Raw genomic sequence first — 23,632 nt, 5'->3', positions numbered from 1 at the left:
GCAGCTTTTAATTCAATGGACTATTTACCAATCAGCGTTTTAGATACTCATTAAAGTCTATGTTACCTGCCGAAAGTACGGCCTGGATTCGGTTGTGAACACCTAACTTACGCAGGATCGCAGAAACATGTGCCTTAACCGTGGTTTCAGCAATATTTAGGTTATATGCGATCTGCTTGTTTGACTCACCCTTTGACATACGCTCAAGCACCAGTAGCTGTCTACGTGTTAAGGATGATAATAATTCAGGGGGAATTTGGTTGTCGTCTTTGCGTTGTGAACGACGGTTATCAGGCTGGCTGGCACGGATTATATCTGAAGGCAGATAGACATTACCTGCCAGTATTTGTTGAAGTGCATCCGTCATCTGATCGCGTGGTGAAGACTTAGTGATAAAGCCAACCGCACCATAGGTAATCGCTTGCAAAACAATCTGCTTGTCTTCTTCCGCTGAGACAATGACAACCGGAACCGTAGGAAGATCGTTACGCAAGGTAATCAATCCATTGAGTCCATTCATGCCCGGCATGTTCAGATCGAGTAGTATCAGGTCAAGATCTTCTTCGTTTTTCGCAATTTCTAACGCGCTATCCAGATCTTCAGTTTCAAGAGTCTGGCACCCAGTGAAGCTATTCACAATAACATTGATGATTGCTTCTCGAAAAAGCGGGTGGTCATCCGCAATCAGGATCTTGTACACGACAATATCTCCAATAATTATATTTATTATTACACCTTGGTGTGTTTGCTCATCCTGAGTCTAATCGGGACTAAAACCATACCTAGCTGCTATTTGTTCTTCCTTATTAGAGGAACGGGTATGGCTTTAACCATCTCTAAGCCATGCTCAGCCCAACCATCTGTACCATTACGGTACCAGTATAATTGAGTATATCCCCAGCCAGATGCTCTCTTAAGTGCATTCCAAGACATCCAGCAATCAGCACGGCAGTATATTACAACCGCAGCGTTTTTATCACGTTGCGTGAGCTTCTCTAAGTTTGAGCGAAAGTATTCTTTCCACTCCGCCTCTAGCTCACCTAAACCAACATTTGGCAACCACATGCTTCCAGGAATGTGATAACGATCTTCTTTCTCTATAAATACACGGTTCCAGGGAACAGGCTGAACATCTAATAAGTACGGAGGTTTGCGAGATCTTAAAAAAGTAAATAACTGCTGGGTGGTCAGGTTCTCAGCATATTCACTTTGCAGCGGCGTAGGGCTTCTATATCTAAAGAGCCGATAACCGTCAGCCGAATACAGCTCAAAATCATCATGTTCTGTTTGAACAAAATGTTCACTTGCATAGAGCGAGCCACCGCTTATAAGAACAAGAATCAGAGCAGTATATGTTAACTTGAAGATATCGCAGTTCCTTCATGCCTATTACCCGTCTATTACACCCTGCGAAAGTGTGGGTCTAAATTCTACCATCGAGCAAAACAACAGGTACGAAAGTACTATTTTGACACACAGGTCAGCCGCTTATGTTGTTATCTATATCAAATATCCCAGCTAACAACTGAATAGTTCCCATGAAATTGATGCGTATCTCACTGATTTTGTTGCCTTTACTGATAATATCCCGAATCTCGGCTGCAACAGATCTCCCAGCTATAAAAGTTGCAGTCCTGGCAACAGGAACTGTTAACTGGGAGCTTCAGCATATTAAAAACAGAGGTCTTGATCATCAAAATGGCTTTAATTTGGTTATCGAGAAAAAAGCCAGCTTATCGGCAACCCGACTTGCCTTTATGAGTAATAGCAGCGATATGATGGTATCGGATTGGCTGTGGGTTGCTGATCAAAATAACCTCGGTAATGAATTTAAGTTTATCCCTTATTCAAAACAGATTGGCGCTATCGTTCATGCAAACACCAGTCAGATAAAATCAATAACTGATCTAACCGGCAAAACAATTGGGGTGGCAGGCGGCCCGATGAATAAAGGCTGGCTTCTGACTCAAGCGGCTGCGGCAAAGAAGGGGATTCAGTTAACTGAACAAGCTGAAGTTCAGTTCGGAGCACCGCCACTTATGAGCCAGGCGTTAAAGCGTGGACAAGTCGATATTTTAATCACATTCTGGCATTACGCTGAGAAATTAAAGTTACAAGGTTATGTAGAGCTATATAGCCTTAGTGATGCAATGAAAGAGCTAGGATTAAAGAGCGAAATCCCCTTACTCGGCTATGTAGTTAACAATCAGTTTGTCATTGGGAACAACAACGTTGTTCAGGGCTTTCAACGAGCAATCAGACAAGCTAAAGACGACCTCAAAACAAATGAACAGTATTGGGGAGCGTTAAGGCAATCCATGCGATTTCATAATGAGGCTGAGTTTACCGCTTTGAAATCCGGTTACATCGATGGGGATCCAGGAAAGATCAATCAGGGGCAGCTTGATACAGTCGTTAACTTTTACTATGCCGTTGATAGATACAGAACTAATCCAACCGGTAGCTCACTGGATCCTGGCTTGTTTCTGGAATTGTCGGAATGATCCAGGCGAGAAACAGATTGGCTGATCAGTTACTCGCTATTGCGGCACTAATGGTTGTTTGGTGGGTCATCAGCTTTATAGTGTCAAATCCGTTACTCCCATCACCAGTCGATGTTTTATCCAGCATTAATACAGAACTGAATGAGAACAGATTGATCAGCAATGTTCTAGCGACCTTACAACGTGTTGCCATCAGTTTCACTTTCGCTATGTTACTGGGAGGTACACTTGGCATATTGATGGGGGCAGTTCCTCGTATTAACCGATTTTTTGATCCTTTTCTGATTATCCTTCTGAATATCCCAGCTTTAGTTATTATTATTCTCCTCTACATATGGTTCGGTTTAGTAGAAGTCGCGGCAGTCGCTGCCGTTATAATTAATAAGCTTCCGAACGTTGCTGTCACCATTCGTGAAGGAGGGCGCTTGTTTGACAGCAAACTCAATGAAATGGCCAATCTCTACAAATTTTCCTTTAGCCAAAAAATAGCTCATCTGTGGTGGCCACAGATATTTCCGTATTTCATGGTGGCCACACGTGGAGGATTAGCACTTATCTGGAAGATCGTCTTAGTAGTCGAACTATTAGGTCGCTCAGATGGTGTCGGCTTTCAGTTACATCTGGCTTTTCAGATGTTCGATGTATCGACGATACTTGCCTATAGCCTGGTTTTTATTTCAATTGTTCAAGTAATTGAGTGGTGTATTTTGCAACCCTTAGATCATAAGGCACAGAGATGGCAAAGGGTGCAACGTGTATAAATTTGTAATAAATAAGCTTAAGTTTGCTGAAAAGGTTGTTCTTAAGGATATACAAGTTGAACTCGATAAGGGTGAAACGCTTTGTATATTAGGCCCATCAGGCTGCGGTAAAACAACTTTGCTAAATGTGATGGCGGGCATTAATCAAACTTCAGACTTCTCGGGGTCTGGCTGGCAAGGTCAACCCCCTGATATTGCTTACCTGTTCCAGGAACCCCGGCTATTACCCTGGAGAACAGTACTCCAAAATCTTTGCCTGATTGAGCCCAATACTAAAAAGGTATTTGAGCTTTTACATAAAGTGGGCCTTGATCAATATGCTGATTATTATCCGGCTGCTTTATCTTTGGGAATGGAGCGAAGAGTCGCATTAGTTCGCTGCTTACTCCTTAGCCCTGAAATAGTATTAATGGATGAGGCGCTAGCTTCTTTAGATGAGAGCACTGCCGCTGAGATGCGTAAATTAATTAAGCAATTGATTTGTGATCATCCTGGAAAAAGCTTAATTTATGTAACTCACGATAAGCGTGATGCACAAGAGTTAGCTGATCAGATAATGATCCTTAACAGCCACTAATTGTTAGTTAATCGTCCTCAGATATTATGCGCCAATCTACATTGATAAATTCGCATAAGATATTGAAATAAAATGACAAAAATAAAAAGGCCCTGGTATATATTACCTGCAATCGTCGTTGCTCAATTTCTGGGGACATCAACCTGGTTTGCCGGTAATGCGATCCTTCCTGCATTGCAATTACAGTGGAACCTACCCGATACTGCTGTAGCTCCTCTGACAAACTCTGTTCAGGTTGGCTTTATTACTGGCGCACTTGTTTTTGCTTTACTTGCTATTGCCGACCGCATTTCTCCAAGAATTCTCTTTGCAATATGCGCTTTTGGAACAGCGCTTTTCAATTTAGGGATTTTATTTATTGCCTCTGAGCTCGAGCATATTCTTTGGCTAAGATTCTTAGGAGGCATATTCCTGGCGGGTGTTTATCCGGTTGGAATGAAAATAGCCACTGGCTGGTATCCAGAAGGATTGGGCCGCGCCCTCGGGTTCTTAATTGGCGCATTAGCACTTGGGACTTCTTCGGGGCACTTTTTCTCTGCAATTGTCAGTAATGAGTGGCAATCGGTTATTTATCTATCCAGTGGATGCGCTTTGATAGGAGGCCTTATTGTATGGTGCTTCGTACCAGACGGCCCTGCTTTACATAAAGGGGCGCCTCTTAAGATAAAGGATTTGATTACGGCGATAAAGCATAAGCCACTGCAAGCCTCTGCTGGTGGTTATTTTGGGCATATGTGGGAGTTATATGCAGTCTATGCGCTTGTACCGTATTGGCTAATGGCATGGAGTGAAGCGCAGAATTACGAGTTAAACATCGCTTTTTGGGCCTTTTTTGTCATTGCCATAGGCGCCCTGGGCTGCGTTGCAGGAGGTTTTGCCTCACTTAGGTTTGGTAGTAGGCGGGTCGCTGAAGCGATGCTTTGCATATCTGGTGTATGCTGTGTTCTGTCGCCATTAGCTTTTCAGTTTAGCTTACTACCCATGCTTCTATTTTGGACAATCTGGGGATTTACCGTAGTGGCAGATTCCCCACAATTTTCGAGCCTTTCAGCCCAGACCGCACCTAAACAAGCAGTAGGAACCGCTCTCACCATGATCAATGCTGTGGGCTTCACGATCACAATCATTGCCGTGCAAATTACAGCGTCACTGCTTGAAAGTTGGCCTGTGGAATGGATTATGGTGCTGTTATTACCTGGGCCAGCACTTGGATTAATGAGCCTTCGCCGCTTAAAGAAGACTGACCCGCTCCTCTAACGGCCTGTCTTCTGCGGTCTGAATCCGGTTACCGCCAATAATGTAAAGAGCAGGGTAGTACCCGCTGTAATCATCAGTGCATCTGTATTCAATTGCGTATAGAGCGCGAATCTGACTAATTCTACAGCGTGGGTAAATGGGTTAATCATGCAGATCCAGTAGAGCCAATCACTCGCTTCCTGCATTTTCCATAATGGATAGAGCGCTGATGAGAGAAAGAACATTGGGAAAATAACAAAGTTCATAATCCCTGCGAAGTTTTCTAGCTGCTTAATCTGTGTAGATAAAAACAAACCAAGAGAACTTAAAAGAAGTGCGACCAAAACCAACGCAGGAAGCACCGAGAGATAGCCTATGACTGGTGGCTCAACATCAACCATCAGGGCTATAAATAAAAAAGCATAGACTTGCGTAAGAGATATTAGCGCCGTAGCAATCATCTTACAAAGCAGAAGGTAAGGGCGCGGCAAAGGGCTCATCAACAGTACCCGCATACTACCCATCTCGCGGTCGTAAACCATAGATAAGCTGCTCTGCATTCCATTGAAGAGTAAGATCATGCAGCACAAACCGGGTGCTATGTAAGTTTCATATGTGATATAGGTATCATAGGGCTGGATAATTGAAATACCTAGCGCCGCTCGAAACCCTGCCGCAAAAACGACCAGCCACAGTAATGGCCGTACTAGGGCGCTTAAGAAGCGAGACCGTTGTTGCACAAAGCGAAGAAACTCCCTGATTAGGACGCCTTTAAAACAGTGCCAGCCCATGACGATATTCATTTATTAAACTCCGTGTAGCCAGCCGTTAAAGCATGAAAAGCATCCGTATAGTTATCCTCACCACTCTTGGCTAAGAGATCATCCGCTTTGCCGTTAATAAGAATCTCCCCTTTATTTAGAAGCAGCACAGGGTCGCCTGAGCTGAGCTCCTCCATTAAATGGGTCGCCCAAAGCACAGTGATCCCATCTTCTGTACAAAGGTCTCTGACATACTGGTTTAAGGATCTTCTTGTCTGTGGATCTAGCCCAACAGTAGGTTCATCGAGAAGAAGGAAATCAGGTTTGTGCATCAAGGCGCGTGCAATTTCTACGCGTCTTCTGTGACCGCCATTAAGACTTCGTACTTTGTCATTACTGCGATCAGCCATATTCATTCTTGAAAGCTCTTTGGTCGCTAGCACGCGCGCCTGAGTTGTCGATATACCATGCAATGAAGCGTGATATAGCAGGTTTTGCATGACAGTCAGATCCAGATCTAGAGTGCTTTGCTGAAAAACAACACCGATACGACGCATCAGGCTAGCTGGCTGATGCTTGATACTTAATGAATCGATGTTGATATCACCACTCTGCAAAGCATTGAGGCGAGTAATTAAAGAGAACAGGGTTGATTTACCTGCACCATTAGGACCAAGCAACGCATGAAATCGACCCGGTAAAAGGTTAAAGCTAATGTTTTTTAAGGCTTGCCTTGGCCCAAAACTAAAACTGACAGAATCTATTTTTATACTCATTAGCACATCAACGCAAAAGGCCCACTTATGTGGGCCCGCTTATCTGGAAAGTCGTTATGATTTAACTTTTACGCCCCAAGGGTAACGACCCACTTTGACGCTTTTAACTGCCTTCATTTTGCTGATATCAATCACCGAAACATCACCACTGATACCATTGGTTGTAAGCAGTTTAGTTTGATCGGTATTAAGATCCATGTGCCATACTCGGCGACCTACCAGTACGTATTCGAGTATTTCATAGGTCTTAGCATCAACCACAGCGACATGGTTTGCCGGGCCCAGCGCAACAAAAGCATATTTACCATCATCAGTCAGGCGGACGCCGACAGGCTGTACACGGTCAGGATGCACGCCTTTGATTTCAAAATTAAGCTTCTTAAAGATCTGACGAGAGTCGACATCGATGATTGAAACAGTGCCACCGATCTCAGAGCTTGCCCAAAGAATCTTACTATCCTTGCTGAATTCGACATGACGAGGACGCTGATCTACAAGGGTGTTATCAATCAGCTCATAGGTTGTTGTATCGATCCAGTGCACCATGTTGGTTGTTTCACTGGTGTTAACTGCAATTTTACCATTTGGGCTGACGGCCATGCCCTCAGGCTCAACCCCAACATCAATCTGAGCTAATACTTCACTGGTCTCAGTATCTACAATAGTTACCAGAGCATCATCTTCATTAGAAATATAAAGGTGTCGATCATTTGGGTGCAGCGCAAACTGCTCAGGGTCTTCACCGGAAGGAAGCTCTTTTATGATCTGCTTGGTTTTGAGATCCATGACCTGAACGGTGTCTGAGTCTGAAGCACAGATATAAAGCTTACTGAAGTCTTTAGAGAAAAGAATTCCGCGAGGTCTTTCGCCGACTTCAATGGTGTCAGTAACCTGCATCGTATCCAGATCAATTACTGAGATCGTATCGTCCTTTTCGTTAGACACATAAGCAAGTTCTGCCATAGCAACAGGGGAGGCCAACATCACTGCTGCAGCAATGGGTTTAAGTAGTTTCGTAAATTTCATAACAGCTCCTTAGCTTTATTATTTGCTGCACTTTACTTCGGCTTTATCGAAGCCAAGCGTATCAAGTTCGTTTGTTGGATGAAGAAAACCTTCCTGCGGTGATTGAGATACGAGAGAGCGTGGATGAACTAACGGGATCGGCTGTCTTAGCTGACCATTCCATTCGCGATAATTGAGTTTTCTGCCTTTAAAGCCGGCTAGCTCGAAATTGTCTGAACGGATATATTCTTCAACAATCTTGCTATCAGATGATTTTGTCCGCGTCACCGCTTCTGACACAGATCGTACGCCTGCCCAAGCTGCGTAGTCTTCACTGGTCATCCAGCGTTTAGCATGTTTGTTAAAGCGCTTCTGAAGCTGAGCCGCTCCCCACTGTTCCACCACGCGATGCCAGGCAACAGGGGATAAACCTTGAGTACCTACAACAGGACGTGGGTACCAGGTGTTGTAAAGAACATACTCGCCAAAGTCGCCACGCTCATCAGCAACGAAAACAACGTCGTACTCTTTTGTCTGGGTAAATAGTGGTAACTCTTTTTGCGCTGTTCTACGGAGATCGCTATCAAAATCCCACTGCTTCTCAGCAACAATTTTTATACCAAAGCGTTTAGCCGCTCGCTTAAAAGCACTTGCATAAGCCTGATCATCTTCGGTGCCGCCGTTAATCATCAGCACTTCGTCTAAACGTTTTGCTTTTAGCCACTGAGCCAGAGCATCTGTCAGCATGGCCCGACTTGGTAGCGTATGGAAAACACCTGCGTTACAGCTCTCTTTACGCAATTGATCATCTGCTGAACCCGCATTAAAAATTACAGCATCATCGCCTAAGGATTTTTCGATTTTGTTTAACGTAGACGATGATGTATTGAGTACAAAGAAGCGCTGGCCTGATTCGTAAAGTCTGATTGCTTCAGCAATGACATCAGTTGCTGCATCGCTCTGATAAGTATTGAGGGAGTATTTCTGCTTTAAAAAACGTCCTGTTGTGTTGCTATCTTTGATCCCCAGCTCAGCACCACGCAAGCCTGAATCTTCAGGTTCGGGAAGAATGTTCGAAAGTACCGGGCCATTATCCATTACCTGATTAAGGTAATTGATGTTTATTTCCAGATTGGCGTAAGCGCTAGTTGAAAGACTGAAACCCGCCAGAAGTAGCGCAGAATTTAGCGTTTTCTTTGAAATATTCATATCGATTGGCCGTACTTATTATGATTTATGCCCAGCATAAGTGGGAATTCGTGAAGCCGGAATATGAAGAAAGTAGAAATCAATTAGTACCGAAGTAGCATTCTTTTACCCAACCCGATCTTTAGCATAAGTAAGCATAAAAATTAGACATCCGATTCAAAGGTGACATCATGGGTTTTACAAAGAAAGTTTTAGTAGGCGGTTTCGCAGCGTTCATGTGTGTAGCAAGCACAGCATCAATTGCAGCAGGTGATCTGACACGTCGCCCAACTAAGCTTCCCGACCTGGTTCTGGGTACTGAAGACAACCGCTACCTGCTGTCTCAGAAAGAGTACAACCTGGAAACTGGGAAATCTTACAAACTTAAGGTTGTGTCCAGTGGTCAAACTGAATATGCCGTACAGGCACCTGAGTTTTTCCAATCCATCTTCCTACGTAAAGTAGAAGCAGGGGATATGGAGATTAAAGCGGTGAGCCTGACCGAGCTGGAATTTGAACAGGAAGGCGAAGCTGAGATCTATTTCGTACCAATCAAGCCAGGTAAATTCGAATTCTATTCCGAAGGTCTGGAAGAAAAGGGCATGGAAGGCGTCTTCATCGTTAAGTAACTTTAAGGAACCTGCACACAAGTCCTGAGCGACTCAGGCTTTCAGAGCGGCTCAAGATCAAGGCGACGATTGCAGACATATTGGTTATACGGCGAAGATCGTTAACACAGAGATTGAATCGCTCTGTAAGCCCCTACAGGTGAGCACTAAAGCGACTTGTTGCTTTGTCAGGCAGTTTGGAAAGGACCAGTCATTACGCTGCACTGCCTTTCGCGCACTAAGTCGTTTTAGTGCACACTGAGAAAGCTCAGGACTTATACGCAGGTTCCTCAGCACCCTTCTTTACCAAAAGCCCGTTTAAACTAAATAGGCGGGCTTTTTTCTTATCTTTTATGGGGTTACAGGCACTTCATTAGCAGCTAAGCTATAAAAACTAGTACTTTAGATGCTAGGATTGATGGCGCAACTGTGCATTAATGGAGATCCCATGAAAATTCTGATTACAGATGATCATTCTGTAGTACGCCAGGGCTATGCAAGCGTGTTACCCACCGTCATAGATCCTTGTGAGATCATTGAAGCTTCAAGTGGCGAGCAGGCTGCTGAACTTTACCAGAGTGAAAAGCCAGACATCGTCATTATGGATATTAACCTTCCAGGTATCAGTGGCATTGAAGCTGCGACCCGTATCCTTGAGTCAGATCGCGATGCAAAAATCATGTTCTTCAGCATGTATGATGAATCTCTGGTCGTCAAACAAGCATTAGATGCTGGTGCAATGGGTTACATCACCAAATCAGGTTCCCCAAAAACGTTATTAGAAGCCGTTACTCGCATTTCTAAAGGTGAGATTTTCATTGAATATGATTTAGTTATGAAGCTTGCTCTGAACAACCAAAATGTTACGGAAGGGTTGCTTCGCGAGCTCACCCAAAGGGAATTTGAGGTGTTTGTGATGCTTGCCCGGGGGCAAAGTTCGCAGATTATAGCTGACACGCTTGAATTGAATATAAAAACGGTTTCGAATTACATCACAACGATTAAAAGCAAACTACAAATCAGCTCTACAGCCGAAATAGTTCACCTTGCTGTTGAGGCAGGGGTAGTAAAAATAGGCTCTTAATTCCATTCCTTATCATCCTCGTGGGCGCAAAACGGTACCGAAGTCGTAGCCTGAATGCGCCTATAGAGGGATTCTTACCACTCATCACTCCTTAGCATACTTATCTTTGGCATGTCGTCTGTGATATTTGCCCGATTTATAGGTATGAGAATGAATGCAGTTCTGAGATTAAACTTAATTGTCGTTATCGTTTTTGCTATTGCGCTGGTCGTAACGCTGAATGAAATGATTGAGCAGGCGACAAAAGATATCAAACGCGAAGTTATCTCTGGTCTGAGTTTTACCCACCAACTACTCAGTGTCGCAGCTGAGAATGAGTCATTGCTGGAAAGTTTGTTAGAGGGTGAGACACGTCACGTACATATTGAAATAGTCGGCTCAAATTCTCAAAGTGCTGCCTTTTCATCAGAACCTGAGAATGAAGATGAGGAGAGCGCACCAGATTGGTTTCAGGATATGATTCCTGGGCTCGACAAGCTACAGGAAAAAAAATACTACCGCTATCTCCCTGATGGGAGAGCATTACTCTTACAGGCCGATCCAAGCGATGAAGTAGGCGAGGTTTGGGAGTCGATACAGCATATTTTAATGCTGTTCGGATTAAGTGTACTGCTATCAAATATCGCGATTTACATTGGTGTAAAACAAGGAATTAAGCCCGTAACTGATTTCTTAACAGCCCTTAGAGAAATAGAAAAGGGCCGCTACACAGCCCGGCTCAATGAGTATTCAATCAAAGAAATCAATGAGCTATCAAGCCATTTCAATGCAATGGCCCATGCACTTGAGGAATCACAAAGTGACAATGCGCGACTAACTCATGAGCTCATGCGCATTCAAGAAAATGAGCGAGCCCATCTGGCTCGAGAGCTACATGATGACCTGGGCCAGTATTTGACCGGCATACGGGCCCAGGCCTATTTAATTAAACAGAGTGCACATGTCCCTGAATTAGTCGCGTCTGTAGGCAATCAAATAGCGATTAATTGTGATGCTATGCAAACTAGTTTCAGGCAGCTTATCCGTGAACTTCATCCAGTTATTCTAGAACAACTAGGGCTGCTTGAGGCGATTAGAACTCAGGTTGAAAACTGGGGACTTGTTCACACAGGAATCAAAGTAAATCTGCAGCTACCGGAGCACATACCAGACATGGATGATGAGCGGAATACGCATATTTATAGAATTGTTCAGGAAGCGCTGAACAACGTGGCGCAGCACTCATCAGCGGATAGCGTTTTAATCCACCTACAAGTGAAAGATAGTTTTATTTACATGAATGTGACCGATAACGGCGTTGCAGTTGAACGAACTAAAACTGTAGGCCTTGGTCTTCGCTCCATGCAAGAGCGCGCAAGGTGCATGCAGGGCGAACTTGAATTCATCCAAGAACAGAACAAAGGATCACTGGTACAGCTGAAAGTGCCGGTACGTGAGGAGGTAGTATGAAAATTGTAATAGCAGATGATCACGCTGTTGTACGCCAGGGTTATGCAAGCTTGCTCTCTGCAATGCTGGCTCCTTGTGAAGTTCTGGAGGCAGGAAACGGCGACCAAGCATACAGCCTGTGCCAGTCAGATTCGCCTGATGTCGTAATTATGGATGTAAACATGCAGGGGATTAGCGGTATTGAGGCAACCCGTAGGATCTTACAGAAGAAACCCGATACCCGAATCCTGTTTTTTAGCATGTACGATGAAATTCCCGTCGTAACACAAGCGCTCGAAGCAGGAGCAAAGGGCTATATAACAAAAAGCTGCACGCCAGAAATTCTTATCGAAGCTGTAAAAAAAGTATCAGCAGGTCAGCTTTATGTAGAACACGAACTTGCAATGCGTCTTGCAGTTTCCAGGCCCGAACAGAAAGATAAGCGCCTGAAAGAGATGACCCAGAGAGAATTTGAAATTTTTGTCATGCTTGCTCAGGGAAGCAATGTAAAAGAGATATCAGAACAGCTGTGCATTAGTAGTAAAACCGTTTCTAATTACACCGCCATCTTGAAGAGTAAACTCAATATCGGTTCAACGGCTGAACTCGTACATTTAGCTATTGAAACAGGCTTGGTGAAGGTTGGTACCAATATCCAATAATTGCAATTCCTCTATCTTCTTTGCCCTCACTTTGAGGGCTTTTTTATTTGTAGCTTAAGGTGCAACAAGGGTTAAACAGGAAGAAAACCAGACTCTAGAAATACCCTTCGGATCATGACACTAGGTTATGTACTGGTCATTTGATATCGTTTAGCCGGCTTGAAAATAAAAGCTTAACGCTTCTGCCGAAGTCCTTACCCTGGAGAACATATTTAAGGGACTATTTGAATGATGATAGGTATTACTCTACCAGGAAGAAAGGGAGGTGGCTGACATAGTAATCAGCCACCTAAGAAATCAATTCTTTGACCATCCAAACGGACAGCCTTTGCAACCCTCCATATAGGTAGCTTGAAATGTCGCATAGTGTCTGCGTACGCCCGTGAAATCGACATTTTCCAGGGATGCACCATTCAACTTAGCCTCCTGGAGGTTTGCGTTTTTCAGATTAGCACCCGTTAGATCGACCTTCGTCATCCAGGCAATTTCAAGATTAGCCGCCTGAAGATTGGCTTTCTGCATTCTTGCGCCACTAAATCGCGAGAACTCAAGATTTGCACCTTGCATATTAGCTTTATAAAAATTTCCACCCTGACCGAATAAGGCCCATCCTTTTATAGCCTCTAAATTAGCCTCTGTCAGATTAGAGCCGCGTAATGTGGCATGACGCAGATCGGCTCTTGCAAGATTCGCTTTAGTTAAATTGGCTTTTTCAATCTTGGCATTTTTTAAAGTCGCATGACGTAGATCTGCACCTTGCAGGTTTGCACCTGTTAAATCGGCACCGGTTAGATCTACATGCTTAAGATCTGCACCAGAAAGATCAACACCTGGGCATTGGGTTTCAGGCTCAATTGCGCATCCATTGATAACAAGCTCATTTGCCGATACCTGGCTAGCTACGAGAAGAGAGGATAGTAGTAATACCTTTTTCATGCTTATCTCCAAAAAAGCCCGTACATCAGGATCACTAATGCACGGGCAGTCTAAGGCTTCATTGAAGAAGAAACTTAGTTCTTAGGTAGTTTGAATACCCAGAAAGAACCACCCTGTGTAACGGGCTTAGTTAGGTCGGCCATATCGCCACCCCATAGTGGCACTGCACCACCGTAGCCGCTGGCGATACCGACATACTGCTCACCATTCTCCTCCCATGTGATAGGTGAGGAGATGATGCCTGAGCCTGTCTGGAACTTCCAAAGCTCTTTACCCGATTTTGCATCGAATGCTTTAAAGTAACCGTCACCTGTACCGGTAAATATCAGGCCACCTTTAGTAGCCAGAACGCCTGACCAAAGTGGCAGCTTCTCTTTGTGAGACCAAACAATCTTGCCTGTCTTAGGATCAACCGCACGAAGAACACCTACGTGATCATCGTACATTTTCTTAATGCGGAAGCCTTGGCCTAGGTATGCAGCACCACGCTTGTAGTGAACTTCTTCAGTCCAGTAATCTTCTTTCCAGTGGTTGGCTCCTAAATAGAAAAGACCAGTATCCTGGCTGTAAGCCATAGGGTTCCAGTTCTTACCTCCCAGGAATGGGGGAGAAACCTCAATAGATTTACCTTTCTTTTTACCTGGCTCTGGTTTTGGAGGGCGCTGACCTTCAACCTCTACAGGGCGACCTGTCTTAGGATCGATATGAGTCGCCCAAGTGATGTTGTCTACAAATGGGAAACCACGAATGAAGTCACCGTTTTCACGGTTAACTACGTAGAAGAAACCGTTACGGTCAGCATGCGCAGTTGCTTTAACTGTTTTTCCGCCATCTTTGTACTCGAACAGTACCAGCTCGTTGTTTCCAGAGAAGTCCCAAGCATCATTTGGTGTGTGCTGGTAGAACCATTTTACTTCACCAGTTGAAGGGTCAACTGCAACCTGGCCAGACGTATAGAGGCTGTCGTAATCAGCTGGATTACCATTTTCAGAGGTACGTGCCCAGCCATTCCATGGTGCTGGGTTGCCGGCACCAACGATAATCGTATTCGTTTCTACATCGAAACTTGCTGATTGCCAAGGTGCACCACCACCGTGGCTCCACGCTTCAACCTTACCTGTAGGGGAGTTAGGATCATCAGGCCATGAAGGCGCTTTTTCATCACCTGTAGGCGTGCTCTTTTTGCCATTCAGACGACCAAAGTGACCTTCAACAAATGGGCGCATCCAAACTTCTTCACCGGTCATAGCATCGCGGGCAAACAGTTTACCGACGACACCAAATTCATCACCCGATGATCCGTGAATTAATAGGACTTTGCCTGTTTTCTGATCTTTGATAATGGTTGGCGCACCTGTCATGGTGTAGCCTTCGGTATGATCAGCGAATTTCTTCTTCCACTTTACCTTACCGGTCTTTTTATCAAGCGCAACGATTGCAGCATCTAGCGTGCCAAAGTAAACAAGATCTCCGAAGATCGCAGCACCGCGGTTAACAACGTCACAACAAGGGCGGATATCATCTGGCAGACGATAAGAGTATGCCCAAAGTTTTTTACCTGTCTTCGCATCGAGTGCAAATATACGTGAGTAAGAACCTGTTACATATACTACACCGTCATGAACAAGTGCCTGAGTCTCTTGTCCGCGCTGTTTTTCATCACCAAAAGAGAAAGACCACGCCGGTACAAGCTTGTCGATGTTCTTTGTGTTGATATCCTTTAGATCACTCCAGCGCTGAGCCTTGGGGCCGATACCGTAGCCAAGAACATCTTCCGGAGTATTCGCATCATTCTTAATGTCTTCCCAAGTAACAGGTTTAGCTACTGCCGCGCCAGCCACTAAGCTTAAGCCAATTGCTGCACATAGAGGCTTTAATCCTGTAGTCATTATTTTTTTTGTCATTGTTATAAACCCTATTAGTTTGGAGAGTTATATCTCGCGATTCGGTTATCGCTTCTTTTAATTCTCTGTTTTGTGAGGTTTTAACGACAACGGTATTCAGCCCCGTGATTCCGGGCTTAAGGCCTGAATTTGAGGGCAGGCTTCCCGATAGGATTAGGGAAAAAACCCGTAGTAATAAAGGTGGATTAGTGCAGAGGTACTAATGCTTACAGAAAAAAGCGGTACTTAGGTATGAATATGTGGTGCGACTCCTACCAAGGGAGGAGTTTTTGAAACCCAAAGTACAATTCTGAGCGTTTTTATACACGCAATATCATATATGACATCAAAACCTGAGTGGGTGACTCAGGTACATGTAGAGATATAGCGCAGCTTTAAGTGAAGCTATGGAGCACACCAGTCCAGAAGCGCGAACAGTATAAAAACTAAGTGGTGAACTAAGATGTCTAGCAATAAAAAACTTTTGGGTCTGGCTACAGCAGGGCTTTTGTCTGCAGCAATTTCAGGACAGGTTCTGGCTCACGGTGATGTTGTTCCTCAGAGTATTGACGTTACAGGCCTGTCTCCTCTAGGTGAGGAGTGGCTTGAAGAAAATCCTTATAACGCAGATTACGAAAATCGTGATCTGGCAGTTACTATTGGCGAATCTGCTTATACGCAGAACTGCGCACGTTGTCATGGTTTGGATGCAATCTCAGGTGGTATTGCCCCTGACCTACGCTACCTGGAAGCGGGCATTGAAGGTGATGAATGGTACAAATACCGTGTAGTAAACGGTGCTGTACGTGACGGGCGTGTTTATATGCCGAAAATGGCCGAGCACTTGAGCCAGGAAGCTCTGTGGGCTATTCGCGCTTGGTTAGAAACCAAAGCTACAGATGAATAAACAGCTTAAAACAGCCGTTGTTATTACTTGCGCCAGCCTGCTTAGCAGCCTGGCGCAAGCTCGTTATTACGACGACGTAATAGATAGCGGTTATATAAAAGTAGGTTTTTATAAGGACTTCCCTCCGTATTCGTACATGGAAGAGGGAAGACCTAGAGGTGTCGATGTAGAAATTGGACAACATATCGCTAAAGAGTTTGGCGTGAAGTTTGTCCCTCACTGGATTACACCGGATGAAAACCTAGAAGACGATCTACGTAATAATGTCTGGAAAGGGCACTATCTGGATAAAAACGAAGCAAATCCATTGGCCCTAAAGAACATTGCAGATGTAATGATGCGTGTTCCCTATGACAGGGAATATAGCTATATGCGAGATTCGACGGGGTACGTGATTAACGACATGGTCGTTATGTTTGGCCCGTATCAGCGCGAGAGCTGGCAAGTCATTTATGACAACAACAAACTCGACAATGTATCTACCTTAGCGGTTTTTCAATATCACCCAATTGGCGTTGAGATAGACAGCTTACCCGCCTTTTATCTGACTTCCGCTTTTGGCGGCAGGATGCGCGATAAAACTCATCACTTTCCTAACGCAAGAGAAGCATACACCGCAATGAAGCAGGGTAAAGTCGATGCGATCATGGCTATGCGCGCTGAAGTTGATTGGTTAGCTCACAAACAGCCCGATAAAAAATTTACGCTGGCTACGAATGGTTATCCAACGATGGGCAAGCAGAAATGGGATATCGGCATGGCGATTAAACATACCTATCGGCAGCTTGGACATTCAGTTGCTGACGTAGTTGATCGTATGGTGACGTCAGGCGAAATGGAAAAAATCTATCAATCTTATGGGCTCAGATATGAATTGCCCGGCTTTTATCAGGATGTAAACCAATAGCAATTTATATCCTGAATCAAAAAATAATAATAAGAGGGATTCAAGATGAAAAAGTCGATTGCTGCGCTAACATTGAGCGCAGCACTTTCTAACTTCACCCATGCAAGCAGTGCTGATCCGTTAGAATCCCCTTTATGGGATTATATGCGAGATCAATTTATCGGTAATGATAAGTACGTTTTTGATGAGCGGATTAAGGTTGATGTTCCAGAATTTGCTGAAGATCCAACACAAGTACCTATTACTGTTAATGCAGAAGCACTCAGCGGGCAGATTGAAAGAATTGTCACTTGGGCAGATCTGAATCCCATTCAGCACATTTTTACCTATTTTCCCCATGAACAGATTGTCCCAAGAGTTTCGTTGCGGATCAAAGTTCAACAGGGCACCGCCGTCCGAGCAGCTGTATTAACAAAATCCGGTGTCTGGCATATTGGCGGTAGTTATCTCGATGCCGCAGGGGGAGGCTGTACCACACCTAGTGCTGCCGCGGCCAACCCATATTGGGAAAGCCACCTGGGAGAGATGAAAACAAAATTTTTCCCTCGCCAATCTGGAGGCCGCTACAAACTTAAGATCATCCATCCTATGGACACGGGCTTAGTTGATTCGATCCCTGAATTCTATATTGAGAGTGTAATAGTAAAGACCAGCAGCGGAGATAATCTGGCAAGCATGCAGCTTTATCCGCCTGTTAGTGAAAATCCTGTTATTACCTTTGATGTCAGAAATCCCGATCAAAAGCACACTATCTGGATGCGTGATAACGGTGGCAATGAATTTGAGCAGGCATTGTAGGTGAGAATGATGAAGAAATATCTATTGCTCATTCTGTTCGTTATTCCGAGCTTGTCAGCCATGTCTGCACCACTCAGCTATCAACTTACAGCGGAATTGGTTGCTGAAAACACCTGGGTGTTACAGGGTAAACTGGAGGACTTCTCAAAAAGAAACGGCGGAAACATTGTTAATACCGGTTTTATAGTAACGGGCGAGGGCGTTATCGTGATTGATACCGGACCGTCACTTCGTTATGGAAAGGCAATGCGAGCGTTAATTGAGAGTAAAACAAGTCAGCCCATTAGAATGGTATTCAATACACATCACCACCCGGATCATTTTCTTGGCAACCAGGCGTTTGATGACATTCCCATCTATTCTCTTCCACAAACACAGAAATATATTAAATTGCATGGAGATGCTTTTGCAGAAAATATGTATCGTCTGGTAGGAGATTGGATGCGCTCGACTGAGTCTCTTCCACCCACGAAAGCATTAGAAAGTTCAGATATTACTCTGGGCAAACATAAACTCAAGTTACTTTCTTTTACCGGTCACTCTGGTTCTGACCTTGTGATTTATGATGAAACGACGGGTGTATTGTTTGCCTCGGATATGGTGTTTTACCAAAGAGCCTTAACAACTCCACATACACCAGGTATCGATATCTGGAGAGGAGAAATCAAACGCCTGAAACAGATCAGTTATAAGCTGCTTGTTCCAGGACATGGGCCTATTGTTAGCGATCAGAAACCTTTGAAACAGATGGATGAATATCTCGCATGGCTTGACCTGACACTCCAAACATCTGCTGAGCAAGGGTTAAGTATGACTGAGGTTATTCAAATACCTATTGCCGAAAAATTCAGTGATATAGCCCTGACTCGAAGAGAGTTTGCGCGCACAGTGGCGCATTTATATCCTCACTATGAAGAGGCTGCCTTTTAGCAATTAATAGAGAGGCATAAAGCCTCTCTAAATTCATTTATACGGCTTTGCCCATCATTCTTCTCATTGTGCCGTCTTTATTGATAAGACTGTGCTTTAATGCTCCAGCAATATGCAAAAGAATTGCGGCTATCATTAGTTTCCCACCTATGCCATGTAGCGCATACCCCATACTACCTAACCATTCTATTTTTTCTCCTGATGGTATGAGATTAAGTCCAAATAAAGCAACCGAATGACCACCACCAATTGACATCATGACACCTGAAACGGGCATAAGAATCGTGCCAGCCAAAAGAACAATATGCGCTATTTTGGCTATTTGGTCTTGTCGCTTTTTTGGTGTTCCTAACTGGGAAGGCAATCCATTTTTAGACGTATTAACAATCCTAATGATTGCAAAAATTAGCACCAGAATGCCAATCGACTTATGCAACTGGATATATTCGAATTTTATATCAGATCGCGGCAATTCCTCGATATAGATACCAAATGCGATACTACCGATCATCATTAAAGCGACTAACCAATGTAGGCCAACCATCGTATGCGTGAGTTTATTATGTGATTTCATAACCATTCCCTTATTCAATGAAGGGATTATCCGGCTATCTTGATGACGTTATAAGTACTTCACATGTAAAGCTAAGTTAAGAATTGTTAAGCCACAATGGATAAGTACAAGGCAAACCCTCAGAATCCCCGCCAGATCAAGGCTCTAGGCAAGTATTACTACCAAGTGATGACAAAACTACTTCCGCTGTTTAATTGTTGAAAATGCGCTAAAGCAAAACAATTGCCTACATGATTCGGGAAATATTCCCGGCTCTCTGCCAAAGCCAATAAAAAGATCCGTAGAGGAGCGCACAATGAAAAAATTCGCACTGTCTGCACTAGTAGCAGCAATGTCAGTTGCGGGCGCAGCACATGCTGGAGTTACTGATAAAGATATCCTTAACGACCAGATGACAGCTGAAGATGTTGTAACGAATGGTATGGGCCCACGCGCTCAACGTTACAGCCCGATGGATAAAATCAACACGAAAACTGTTAAAGATATGCGTCCAGTATGGGCGTTCTCTTTCGGTGGCGAGAAGCAGCGTGGCCAGGAATCCCAGCCACTGATTAAAGATGGCGTAATGTACGTTACGGCTTCTTATTCTCGTGTTTTTGCTATCGATACCAAAACAGGCGAAGAGCTATGGGAATATAACGCCCGCCTGCCTGACGGCATCATGCCATGCTGTGACGTAATTAACCGTGGTGTTGCACTGTATGACAACCTGGTTATCTTCGGAACTCTGGATGCGAAGCTTGTTGCTCTCGATGCGAAGACCGGTAAAGTTAAATGGAAGAAAAAAGTAGCTGACTACAAAGCAGGCTACTCAATAACTGCAGCACCACTCATTGCGAAAGGCAAAGTGATTACTGGTGTATCCGGTGGTGAATTCGGCATCGTGGGTAAGGTAGAAGCTTACGATGCTAAGACCGGTAAGTTAGCCTGGACCCGTCCAACTGTTGAAGGTCACATGGGTTACATCTGGAAAGATGGTAAAAAGATGGAAAACGGCATCTCGGGTGGCGAAGCGGGCAAAACATGGCCTGGCGACCTATGGAAATCCGGTGGTGCTGCTACGTGGCTAGGCGGCACTTACGATCCTGATGTAGACCTGCTGTTCTTCGGTACAGGTAACCCTGCACCATGGAACTCTCACTTGCGCCCAGGTGACAACCTGTTCTCCTCTTCACGTCTGGCGATCGATCCTGACACAGGTAAAATCGTCTGGCATTTCCAGACTACGCCGCACGATGGCTGGGATTACGACGGTGTAAACGAACTGGTATCTTTCGACTACAAAGCTAACGGTAAAACAGTTAAAGCTGCAGCAACAGCTGACCGTAACGGCTTCATGTATGTCCTGAACCGTGAAAACGGTGACTTCATCCGCGGCTTCCCGTTCGTTGATAAGATTACCTGGGCTAAGGGTCTTGACCCTAAAACAGGTCGTCCAATCTATGACGATGCTAACCGTCCAGGTAACCCTGCAGATTCTGCAGACGGCAAAAAAGGTAAGTCAGTAGTGGCTATCCCGTCCTTCCTGGGTGGCAAAAACTGGATGCCTATCGCGTACAGCCAGGACACCGAGCTGTTCTACGTTCCTTCTAACGAATGGGCGATGGATATCTGGAACGAACCAACCGCATACAAAAAAGGTGCAGCTTATCTAGGTGCAGGCTTCACCATCAAACCAATGAACGACGAGTACATCGGCGTTCTACGTGCGATGGATCCAAAAACGGGTAAAGAAGTATGGCGTAAGACTAACTACGCGCCTCTATGGGGTGGTGTGCTAGCGACTAAAGGTAACCTGGTGTTCTACGGAACGCCTGAAGGCTACCTGCTAGGCCTAAACGCTAAGACCGGTGAAGAAGTTTATAAATTCAACACAGGCTCTGGCATCGTTGGGTCTCCAGTTACTTGGGAGCAGGATGGTGAACAATTCCTGTCTGTAGTATCCGGCTGGGGTGGTGCGGTACCTCTATGGGGTGGTGAAGTAGCTAAACGTGTTAAGCACCTGAACCAGGGTGGTACCGTTTGGACATTTAAACTTCCTAAATAAGCCTTAAAGCTTTTGCCTGAGTAACTTCTATACTCAGGCTTTCCCATATTAAAGCCAGCGTCAGCTGGCTTTTTTGTTGCAAGACGTGGCGTGGCATAACCGATATAATTAACAGGTTAACTAAATTAAGTCATTGCCAATGCGTACCATTCTGTCCAAATTCCTCCTGCCTGTCTTTTGCCCATCTATCGTTGTTGCCGTGGTTCAGCAAGGTCTGCTGGTCATTCTGCCTCTTTATATTCTTCATCTTGGTGGCTCGATGGCCGAAGCGGCTGCGGTAGTCGGTTTACGTGGAATCGGCATGATGCTGGCAGATATCCCTGCTGGTCTTATGCTGGAAAAGGTTGGCGACAAATTTATGATGCTGTTCGCCTCAATTTTGTTTTTTACAGCAATGTTAATGATGGGGCTTATTCCCGAAACCCTTATTATTATGGCAAGTGCCATATTACTTGGCTTTGCGCACGGCTGTTGGCTAGTTGGAAGGGTCTCCTATGTTGGGTTAGTGGCTGAAGCCTGGGAAAGGGGCAGAGTTATGGCGCTATCCGCCGGCATTATTCGCTTCGGGAGTGTCATTGGCCCAATCACGGCGGGTGTATTTATCAGTCTGCTGGGTTATGAACATACTATTCTGCTATTTGCGTTTAGCTCGCTACTGATGGCGTTTTTTGTAATGGGCTGGGTAGTAAATCATCTTCCAAGTCAGTTGTCTGAAAATTCAAACCCAGTAAGCCATAAAAGCCATAGCATAATGCAAATAGCTGACGTCATGGTTGAGCATCGTAAGCTGTTCGCTACTACGGGGGTTGGCGCAATTTCACTCATGCTTGTCCGTTCTTCACGAAGCCTTCTACTACCGCTTATCGGTGCGGCTTTGCTTCTCGATGAGAGCAGTATCGGCTTCGCTATTGCCTGTGGAGCCGTCGTAGATACCTTATTATTTTATCCGGCTGGCAGCTTAATGGATCGAATTGGCCGCAAACCAATTCTACTGATTAGCCTGTTCGCGCTCGGTTGCGGACTTATAGGTATGTCGTTTGTAAATAGTTATTACGCTTTGATCGGCTTAGCCGTATTACTTGGCCTGGGGAATGGCTTTTCTGCAGGTGTCATAATGACCATCGGTGCTGATCTTGCGCCTGATAAAAACCGTGGTGGCTTTATTGGAGTATGGCGTTTACTCACAGACATGGGAACAACCGCTGGACCTTTTATTATTAGCGGTACTGTGAAAGTGCTCAGTCTGGCTGCGGCTGCCCAGTTAGCTGGCGCGTTAGGTGTTTTCAGTGCAATTTATCTGCTCTACAAGATGCAGGAGTCGGGGCCTAAAACAGTAACCCCAATACCCAATAAATCTGATTAAACCAGGTCGATCACACTATTAAACGCGATAATCACGCGGTCTTTAGCACCGAAATAGGGTAGCGCTGAGTGTTTTAGATAAGAAGGGAAGAGTACAATCTGTCCCTCTACAGGCTCGAAATCCCAAAAGCCGTGCTGACCAAGATAAGCTGTGCCAGGGTCTGCATAGTGATCCGCATTTACACGTGGATCATAAAAGCGATTCACACCGTTACGGCTACCTAGTTCACATTCACCCGGATCCAGATAATAGATTCCGCACCAGGAGCAGTTCGGGTGGGAATGTACATCATGGTAGCCTCCATTTTGAGTCACGTGGTACCAGGATTCGATAATATGAGCATCACCTTGTGCGCCTTCCGGCCAATATTCTTGGTTCACTTCGGTAGCCACCGCAGAAATCAGCTCCTCGAGCATGCGTCTCAGCTCCATGACCGCAGGGTTCTCTGCTTCAAGATATCCCAGATCACTTTCAAAAAGCTGGTGTTTAGCGGTGACAGCTACCTCACTGGCGACTGCTTGAGATTGTTGAGCTTGCGTTGCATAAACATGCTCAAGGATATCTTGTTTCAGAAATTCATGATCAGGATTCTGGGTAACAAACAGAGGAGTAGTCCAAACGTTGAGGGACTCAATCTGGGGTGGTTCGTTGTACATACGCTGGGACCATTTATGACCGTTAACAATAATCTGCTTAT

At 44.8% G+C, this 23,632-nt stretch carries 24 protein-coding genes; 14 read left to right on the top strand and 10 right to left on the bottom strand.

Annotated elements, in window-relative coordinates; all coding sequences use genetic code 11:
• Positions 1-31: 31 nt before the first annotated feature.
• Positions 32-700 carry a response regulator gene (locus MED92_RS01790; protein WP_007019753.1) on the bottom strand — a complete coding sequence of 223 codons (669 nt, stop codon included), beginning with the start codon at positions 698-700 and terminating at the stop codon, positions 32-34.
• Positions 701-789: 89 nt separating this feature from the next.
• A complete protein-coding gene (locus MED92_RS19385; protein ID WP_420170113.1) occupies positions 790-1,329 on the bottom strand; it encodes a rhodanese-like domain-containing protein in 540 nt (179 codons plus the stop codon).
• 218 nt (positions 1,330-1,547) lie between these two features.
• Here MED92_RS19385 and MED92_RS01780 point away from each other — a divergent pair, with 218 nt between their 5' ends.
• The 4 genes from MED92_RS01780 (at position 1,548) to MED92_RS01765 (ending at position 5,099) form a co-directional block, all read left to right on the top strand.
• Positions 1,548-2,504: an ABC transporter substrate-binding protein gene (locus tag MED92_RS01780; protein WP_238321480.1), complete on the top strand. Its 957-nt coding sequence runs from the start codon at positions 1,548-1,550 to the stop codon at positions 2,502-2,504.
• A 17-nt stretch (positions 2,505-2,521) separates the two neighbouring features.
• Complete coding sequence (locus MED92_RS01775; protein WP_202899523.1) at positions 2,522-3,265, top strand: ABC transporter permease; 744 nt, start codon at positions 2,522-2,524, stop codon at positions 3,263-3,265.
• A complete protein-coding gene (locus tag MED92_RS01770) occupies positions 3,258-3,842 on the top strand; it encodes an ABC transporter ATP-binding protein (RefSeq protein WP_007019749.1) in 585 nt (194 codons plus the stop codon). Before MED92_RS01775 ends, MED92_RS01770 begins: the two co-directional genes overlap by 8 nt.
• A gap of 72 nt (positions 3,843-3,914) precedes the next feature.
• On the top strand, positions 3,915-5,099 hold the full coding sequence (locus MED92_RS01765) for an MFS transporter (RefSeq protein WP_007019748.1): 1,185 nt from the start codon (positions 3,915-3,917) through the stop codon (positions 5,097-5,099).
• Here MED92_RS01765 and MED92_RS01760 read toward each other — a convergent pair.
• The 4 genes from MED92_RS01760 to MED92_RS01745 are packed head-to-tail and all read right to left on the bottom strand — an operon-like array spanning position 5,096 to position 8,829.
• Entirely contained in the window at positions 5,096-5,881 is a 786-nt protein-coding gene (locus MED92_RS01760; protein WP_007019747.1) for an ABC transporter permease, read from the bottom strand. The genes MED92_RS01765 and MED92_RS01760 overlap by 4 nt on opposite strands.
• Positions 5,878-6,615 (bottom strand): ABC transporter ATP-binding protein, encoded by a 738-nt coding sequence (locus MED92_RS01755; protein WP_007019746.1) that lies wholly within the window; start codon positions 6,613-6,615, stop codon positions 5,878-5,880. Before MED92_RS01755 ends, MED92_RS01760 begins: the two co-directional genes overlap by 4 nt.
• Before the next feature lie 54 nt (positions 6,616-6,669).
• The gene (locus tag MED92_RS01750) at positions 6,670-7,641 is read right to left on the bottom strand and encodes a YVTN family beta-propeller repeat protein (RefSeq protein ID WP_007019745.1); all 972 of its coding nucleotides are present in this window, start codon (positions 7,639-7,641) and stop codon (positions 6,670-6,672) included.
• 18 nt (positions 7,642-7,659) lie between these two features.
• Complete coding sequence (locus MED92_RS01745) at positions 7,660-8,829, bottom strand: ABC transporter substrate-binding protein (RefSeq protein ID WP_007019744.1); 1,170 nt, start codon at positions 8,827-8,829, stop codon at positions 7,660-7,662.
• Positions 8,830-8,999: 170 nt separating this feature from the next.
• Between MED92_RS01745 and MED92_RS01740 the strand changes: the two genes are divergently transcribed.
• The 4 genes from MED92_RS01740 to MED92_RS01725 all read left to right on the top strand — a co-directional run bounded on the left by MED92_RS01740 (position 9,000) and on the right by MED92_RS01725 (position 12,590).
• The gene (locus MED92_RS01740; RefSeq protein WP_007019743.1) at positions 9,000-9,437 is read left to right on the top strand and encodes a cupredoxin domain-containing protein; all 438 of its coding nucleotides are present in this window, start codon (positions 9,000-9,002) and stop codon (positions 9,435-9,437) included.
• A gap of 427 nt (positions 9,438-9,864) precedes the next feature.
• Positions 9,865-10,500: a response regulator gene (locus MED92_RS01735; protein WP_007019742.1), complete on the top strand. Its 636-nt coding sequence runs from the start codon at positions 9,865-9,867 to the stop codon at positions 10,498-10,500.
• Positions 10,501-10,650: 150 nt separating this feature from the next.
• Positions 10,651-11,949: a HAMP domain-containing sensor histidine kinase gene (locus MED92_RS01730; RefSeq protein WP_007019741.1), complete on the top strand. Its 1,299-nt coding sequence runs from the start codon at positions 10,651-10,653 to the stop codon at positions 11,947-11,949.
• The gene (locus tag MED92_RS01725; RefSeq protein WP_007019740.1) at positions 11,946-12,590 is read left to right on the top strand and encodes a response regulator; all 645 of its coding nucleotides are present in this window, start codon (positions 11,946-11,948) and stop codon (positions 12,588-12,590) included. Before MED92_RS01730 ends, MED92_RS01725 begins: the two co-directional genes overlap by 4 nt.
• 297 nt (positions 12,591-12,887) lie before the next feature.
• Here the strand turns inward: MED92_RS01725 and MED92_RS01720 are convergent, their stop codons facing one another.
• Both MED92_RS01720 and exaA read right to left on the bottom strand, forming a co-directional pair.
• Positions 12,888-13,526 (bottom strand): pentapeptide repeat-containing protein, encoded by a 639-nt coding sequence (locus MED92_RS01720; protein WP_007019739.1) that lies wholly within the window; start codon positions 13,524-13,526, stop codon positions 12,888-12,890.
• A gap of 74 nt (positions 13,527-13,600) precedes the next feature.
• Complete coding sequence (exaA, locus tag MED92_RS01715) at positions 13,601-15,415, bottom strand: quinoprotein ethanol dehydrogenase (RefSeq protein ID WP_040661875.1); 1,815 nt, start codon at positions 15,413-15,415, stop codon at positions 13,601-13,603.
• Between the two features lie 457 nt (positions 15,416-15,872).
• Between exaA and pedF the strand changes: the two genes are divergently transcribed.
• From pedF to MED92_RS01695, 4 genes are read left to right on the top strand one after another with little or no spacing between them, the layout of a single operon-like run.
• Positions 15,873-16,316: a cytochrome c-550 PedF gene (gene pedF / locus MED92_RS01710; RefSeq protein ID WP_007019737.1), complete on the top strand. Its 444-nt coding sequence runs from the start codon at positions 15,873-15,875 to the stop codon at positions 16,314-16,316.
• Positions 16,309-17,223, top strand: a complete 915-nt coding sequence (locus MED92_RS01705) for a substrate-binding periplasmic protein (RefSeq protein WP_007019736.1) — start codon at positions 16,309-16,311, stop codon at positions 17,221-17,223. The genes pedF and MED92_RS01705 overlap by 8 nt, the downstream gene beginning before the upstream one ends.
• Before the next feature lie 45 nt (positions 17,224-17,268).
• Positions 17,269-18,021, top strand: coding sequence for a quinoprotein dehydrogenase-associated SoxYZ-like carrier (locus MED92_RS01700; RefSeq protein WP_007019735.1), 753 nt, complete (start codon positions 17,269-17,271; stop codon positions 18,019-18,021).
• Between the two features lie 9 nt (positions 18,022-18,030).
• Positions 18,031-18,951, top strand: a complete 921-nt coding sequence (locus MED92_RS01695; RefSeq protein ID WP_007019734.1) for a quinoprotein relay system zinc metallohydrolase 1 — start codon at positions 18,031-18,033, stop codon at positions 18,949-18,951.
• Positions 18,952-18,988: 37 nt separating this feature from the next.
• Here the strand turns inward: MED92_RS01695 and MED92_RS01690 are convergent, their stop codons facing one another.
• Positions 18,989-19,525, bottom strand: coding sequence for a cytochrome b (locus MED92_RS01690; RefSeq protein WP_007019733.1), 537 nt, complete (start codon positions 19,523-19,525; stop codon positions 18,989-18,991).
• Between the two features lie 295 nt (positions 19,526-19,820).
• Here MED92_RS01690 and MED92_RS01685 point away from each other — a divergent pair, with 295 nt between their 5' ends.
• Both MED92_RS01685 and MED92_RS01680 read left to right on the top strand, forming a co-directional pair.
• The gene (locus MED92_RS01685) at positions 19,821-21,572 is read left to right on the top strand and encodes a PQQ-dependent methanol/ethanol family dehydrogenase (protein WP_007019732.1); all 1,752 of its coding nucleotides are present in this window, start codon (positions 19,821-19,823) and stop codon (positions 21,570-21,572) included.
• 139 nt (positions 21,573-21,711) lie between these two features.
• Complete coding sequence (locus MED92_RS01680; protein WP_007019731.1) at positions 21,712-22,935, top strand: MFS transporter; 1,224 nt, start codon at positions 21,712-21,714, stop codon at positions 22,933-22,935.
• Here the strand turns inward: MED92_RS01680 and MED92_RS01675 are convergent.
• A complete protein-coding gene (locus tag MED92_RS01675; RefSeq protein WP_007019730.1) occupies positions 22,932-23,591 on the bottom strand; it encodes a putative 2OG-Fe(II) oxygenase in 660 nt (219 codons plus the stop codon). The two genes, MED92_RS01680 and MED92_RS01675, sit on opposite strands and share 4 nt — an antisense overlap.
• Between the last annotated feature and the right edge of the window lie 41 nt (positions 23,592-23,632).

The sequence above is a fragment of the Neptuniibacter caesariensis genome (assembly GCF_000153345.1).
Taxonomy (GTDB): Bacteria; Pseudomonadota; Gammaproteobacteria; order Pseudomonadales; family Balneatricaceae; genus Neptuniibacter; species Neptuniibacter caesariensis.
The sequence above is the reverse complement of the archived record's forward strand: the minus strand, read 5'-3'. Positions and strand labels throughout refer to the sequence as shown.

Coding starts and splice junctions, on each gene's coding strand:
- exaA (WP_040661875.1), bottom strand. CDS start 15,415: ATGACTACAGGATTAAAGCCTCTATGTGCAGCAATTGGCTTAAGCTTA.
- MED92_RS01735 (WP_007019742.1), top strand. CDS start 9,865: ATGAAAATTCTGATTACAGATGATCATTCTGTAGTACGCCAGGGCTAT.
- MED92_RS01675 (WP_007019730.1), bottom strand. CDS start 23,591: ATGTACAACGAACCACCCCAGATTGAGTCCCTCAACGTTTGGACTACT.
- MED92_RS01685 (WP_007019732.1), top strand. CDS start 19,821: ATGAAAAAATTCGCACTGTCTGCACTAGTAGCAGCAATGTCAGTTGCG.
- MED92_RS01780 (WP_238321480.1), top strand. CDS start 1,548: ATGCGTATCTCACTGATTTTGTTGCCTTTACTGATAATATCCCGAATC.
- MED92_RS01720 (WP_007019739.1), bottom strand. CDS start 13,526: ATGAAAAAGGTATTACTACTATCCTCTCTTCTCGTAGCTAGCCAGGTA.
- MED92_RS01700 (WP_007019735.1), top strand. CDS start 17,269: ATGAAAAAGTCGATTGCTGCGCTAACATTGAGCGCAGCACTTTCTAAC.
- MED92_RS01745 (WP_007019744.1), bottom strand. CDS start 8,829: ATGAATATTTCAAAGAAAACGCTAAATTCTGCGCTACTTCTGGCGGGT.
- MED92_RS01740 (WP_007019743.1), top strand. CDS start 9,000: ATGGGTTTTACAAAGAAAGTTTTAGTAGGCGGTTTCGCAGCGTTCATG.
- pedF (WP_007019737.1), top strand. CDS start 15,873: ATGTCTAGCAATAAAAAACTTTTGGGTCTGGCTACAGCAGGGCTTTTG.
- MED92_RS01755 (WP_007019746.1), bottom strand. CDS start 6,615: ATGAGTATAAAAATAGATTCTGTCAGTTTTAGTTTTGGGCCAAGGCAA.
- MED92_RS01725 (WP_007019740.1), top strand. CDS start 11,946: ATGAAAATTGTAATAGCAGATGATCACGCTGTTGTACGCCAGGGTTAT.
- MED92_RS01750 (WP_007019745.1), bottom strand. CDS start 7,641: ATGAAATTTACGAAACTACTTAAACCCATTGCTGCAGCAGTGATGTTG.
- MED92_RS01680 (WP_007019731.1), top strand. CDS start 21,712: ATGCGTACCATTCTGTCCAAATTCCTCCTGCCTGTCTTTTGCCCATCT.
- MED92_RS01765 (WP_007019748.1), top strand. CDS start 3,915: ATGACAAAAATAAAAAGGCCCTGGTATATATTACCTGCAATCGTCGTT.
- MED92_RS01760 (WP_007019747.1), bottom strand. CDS start 5,881: ATGAATATCGTCATGGGCTGGCACTGTTTTAAAGGCGTCCTAATCAGG.
- MED92_RS01690 (WP_007019733.1), bottom strand. CDS start 19,525: ATGAAATCACATAATAAACTCACGCATACGATGGTTGGCCTACATTGG.
- MED92_RS01705 (WP_007019736.1), top strand. CDS start 16,309: ATGAATAAACAGCTTAAAACAGCCGTTGTTATTACTTGCGCCAGCCTG.
- MED92_RS01730 (WP_007019741.1), top strand. CDS start 10,651: ATGAATGCAGTTCTGAGATTAAACTTAATTGTCGTTATCGTTTTTGCT.
- MED92_RS01695 (WP_007019734.1), top strand. CDS start 18,031: ATGAAGAAATATCTATTGCTCATTCTGTTCGTTATTCCGAGCTTGTCA.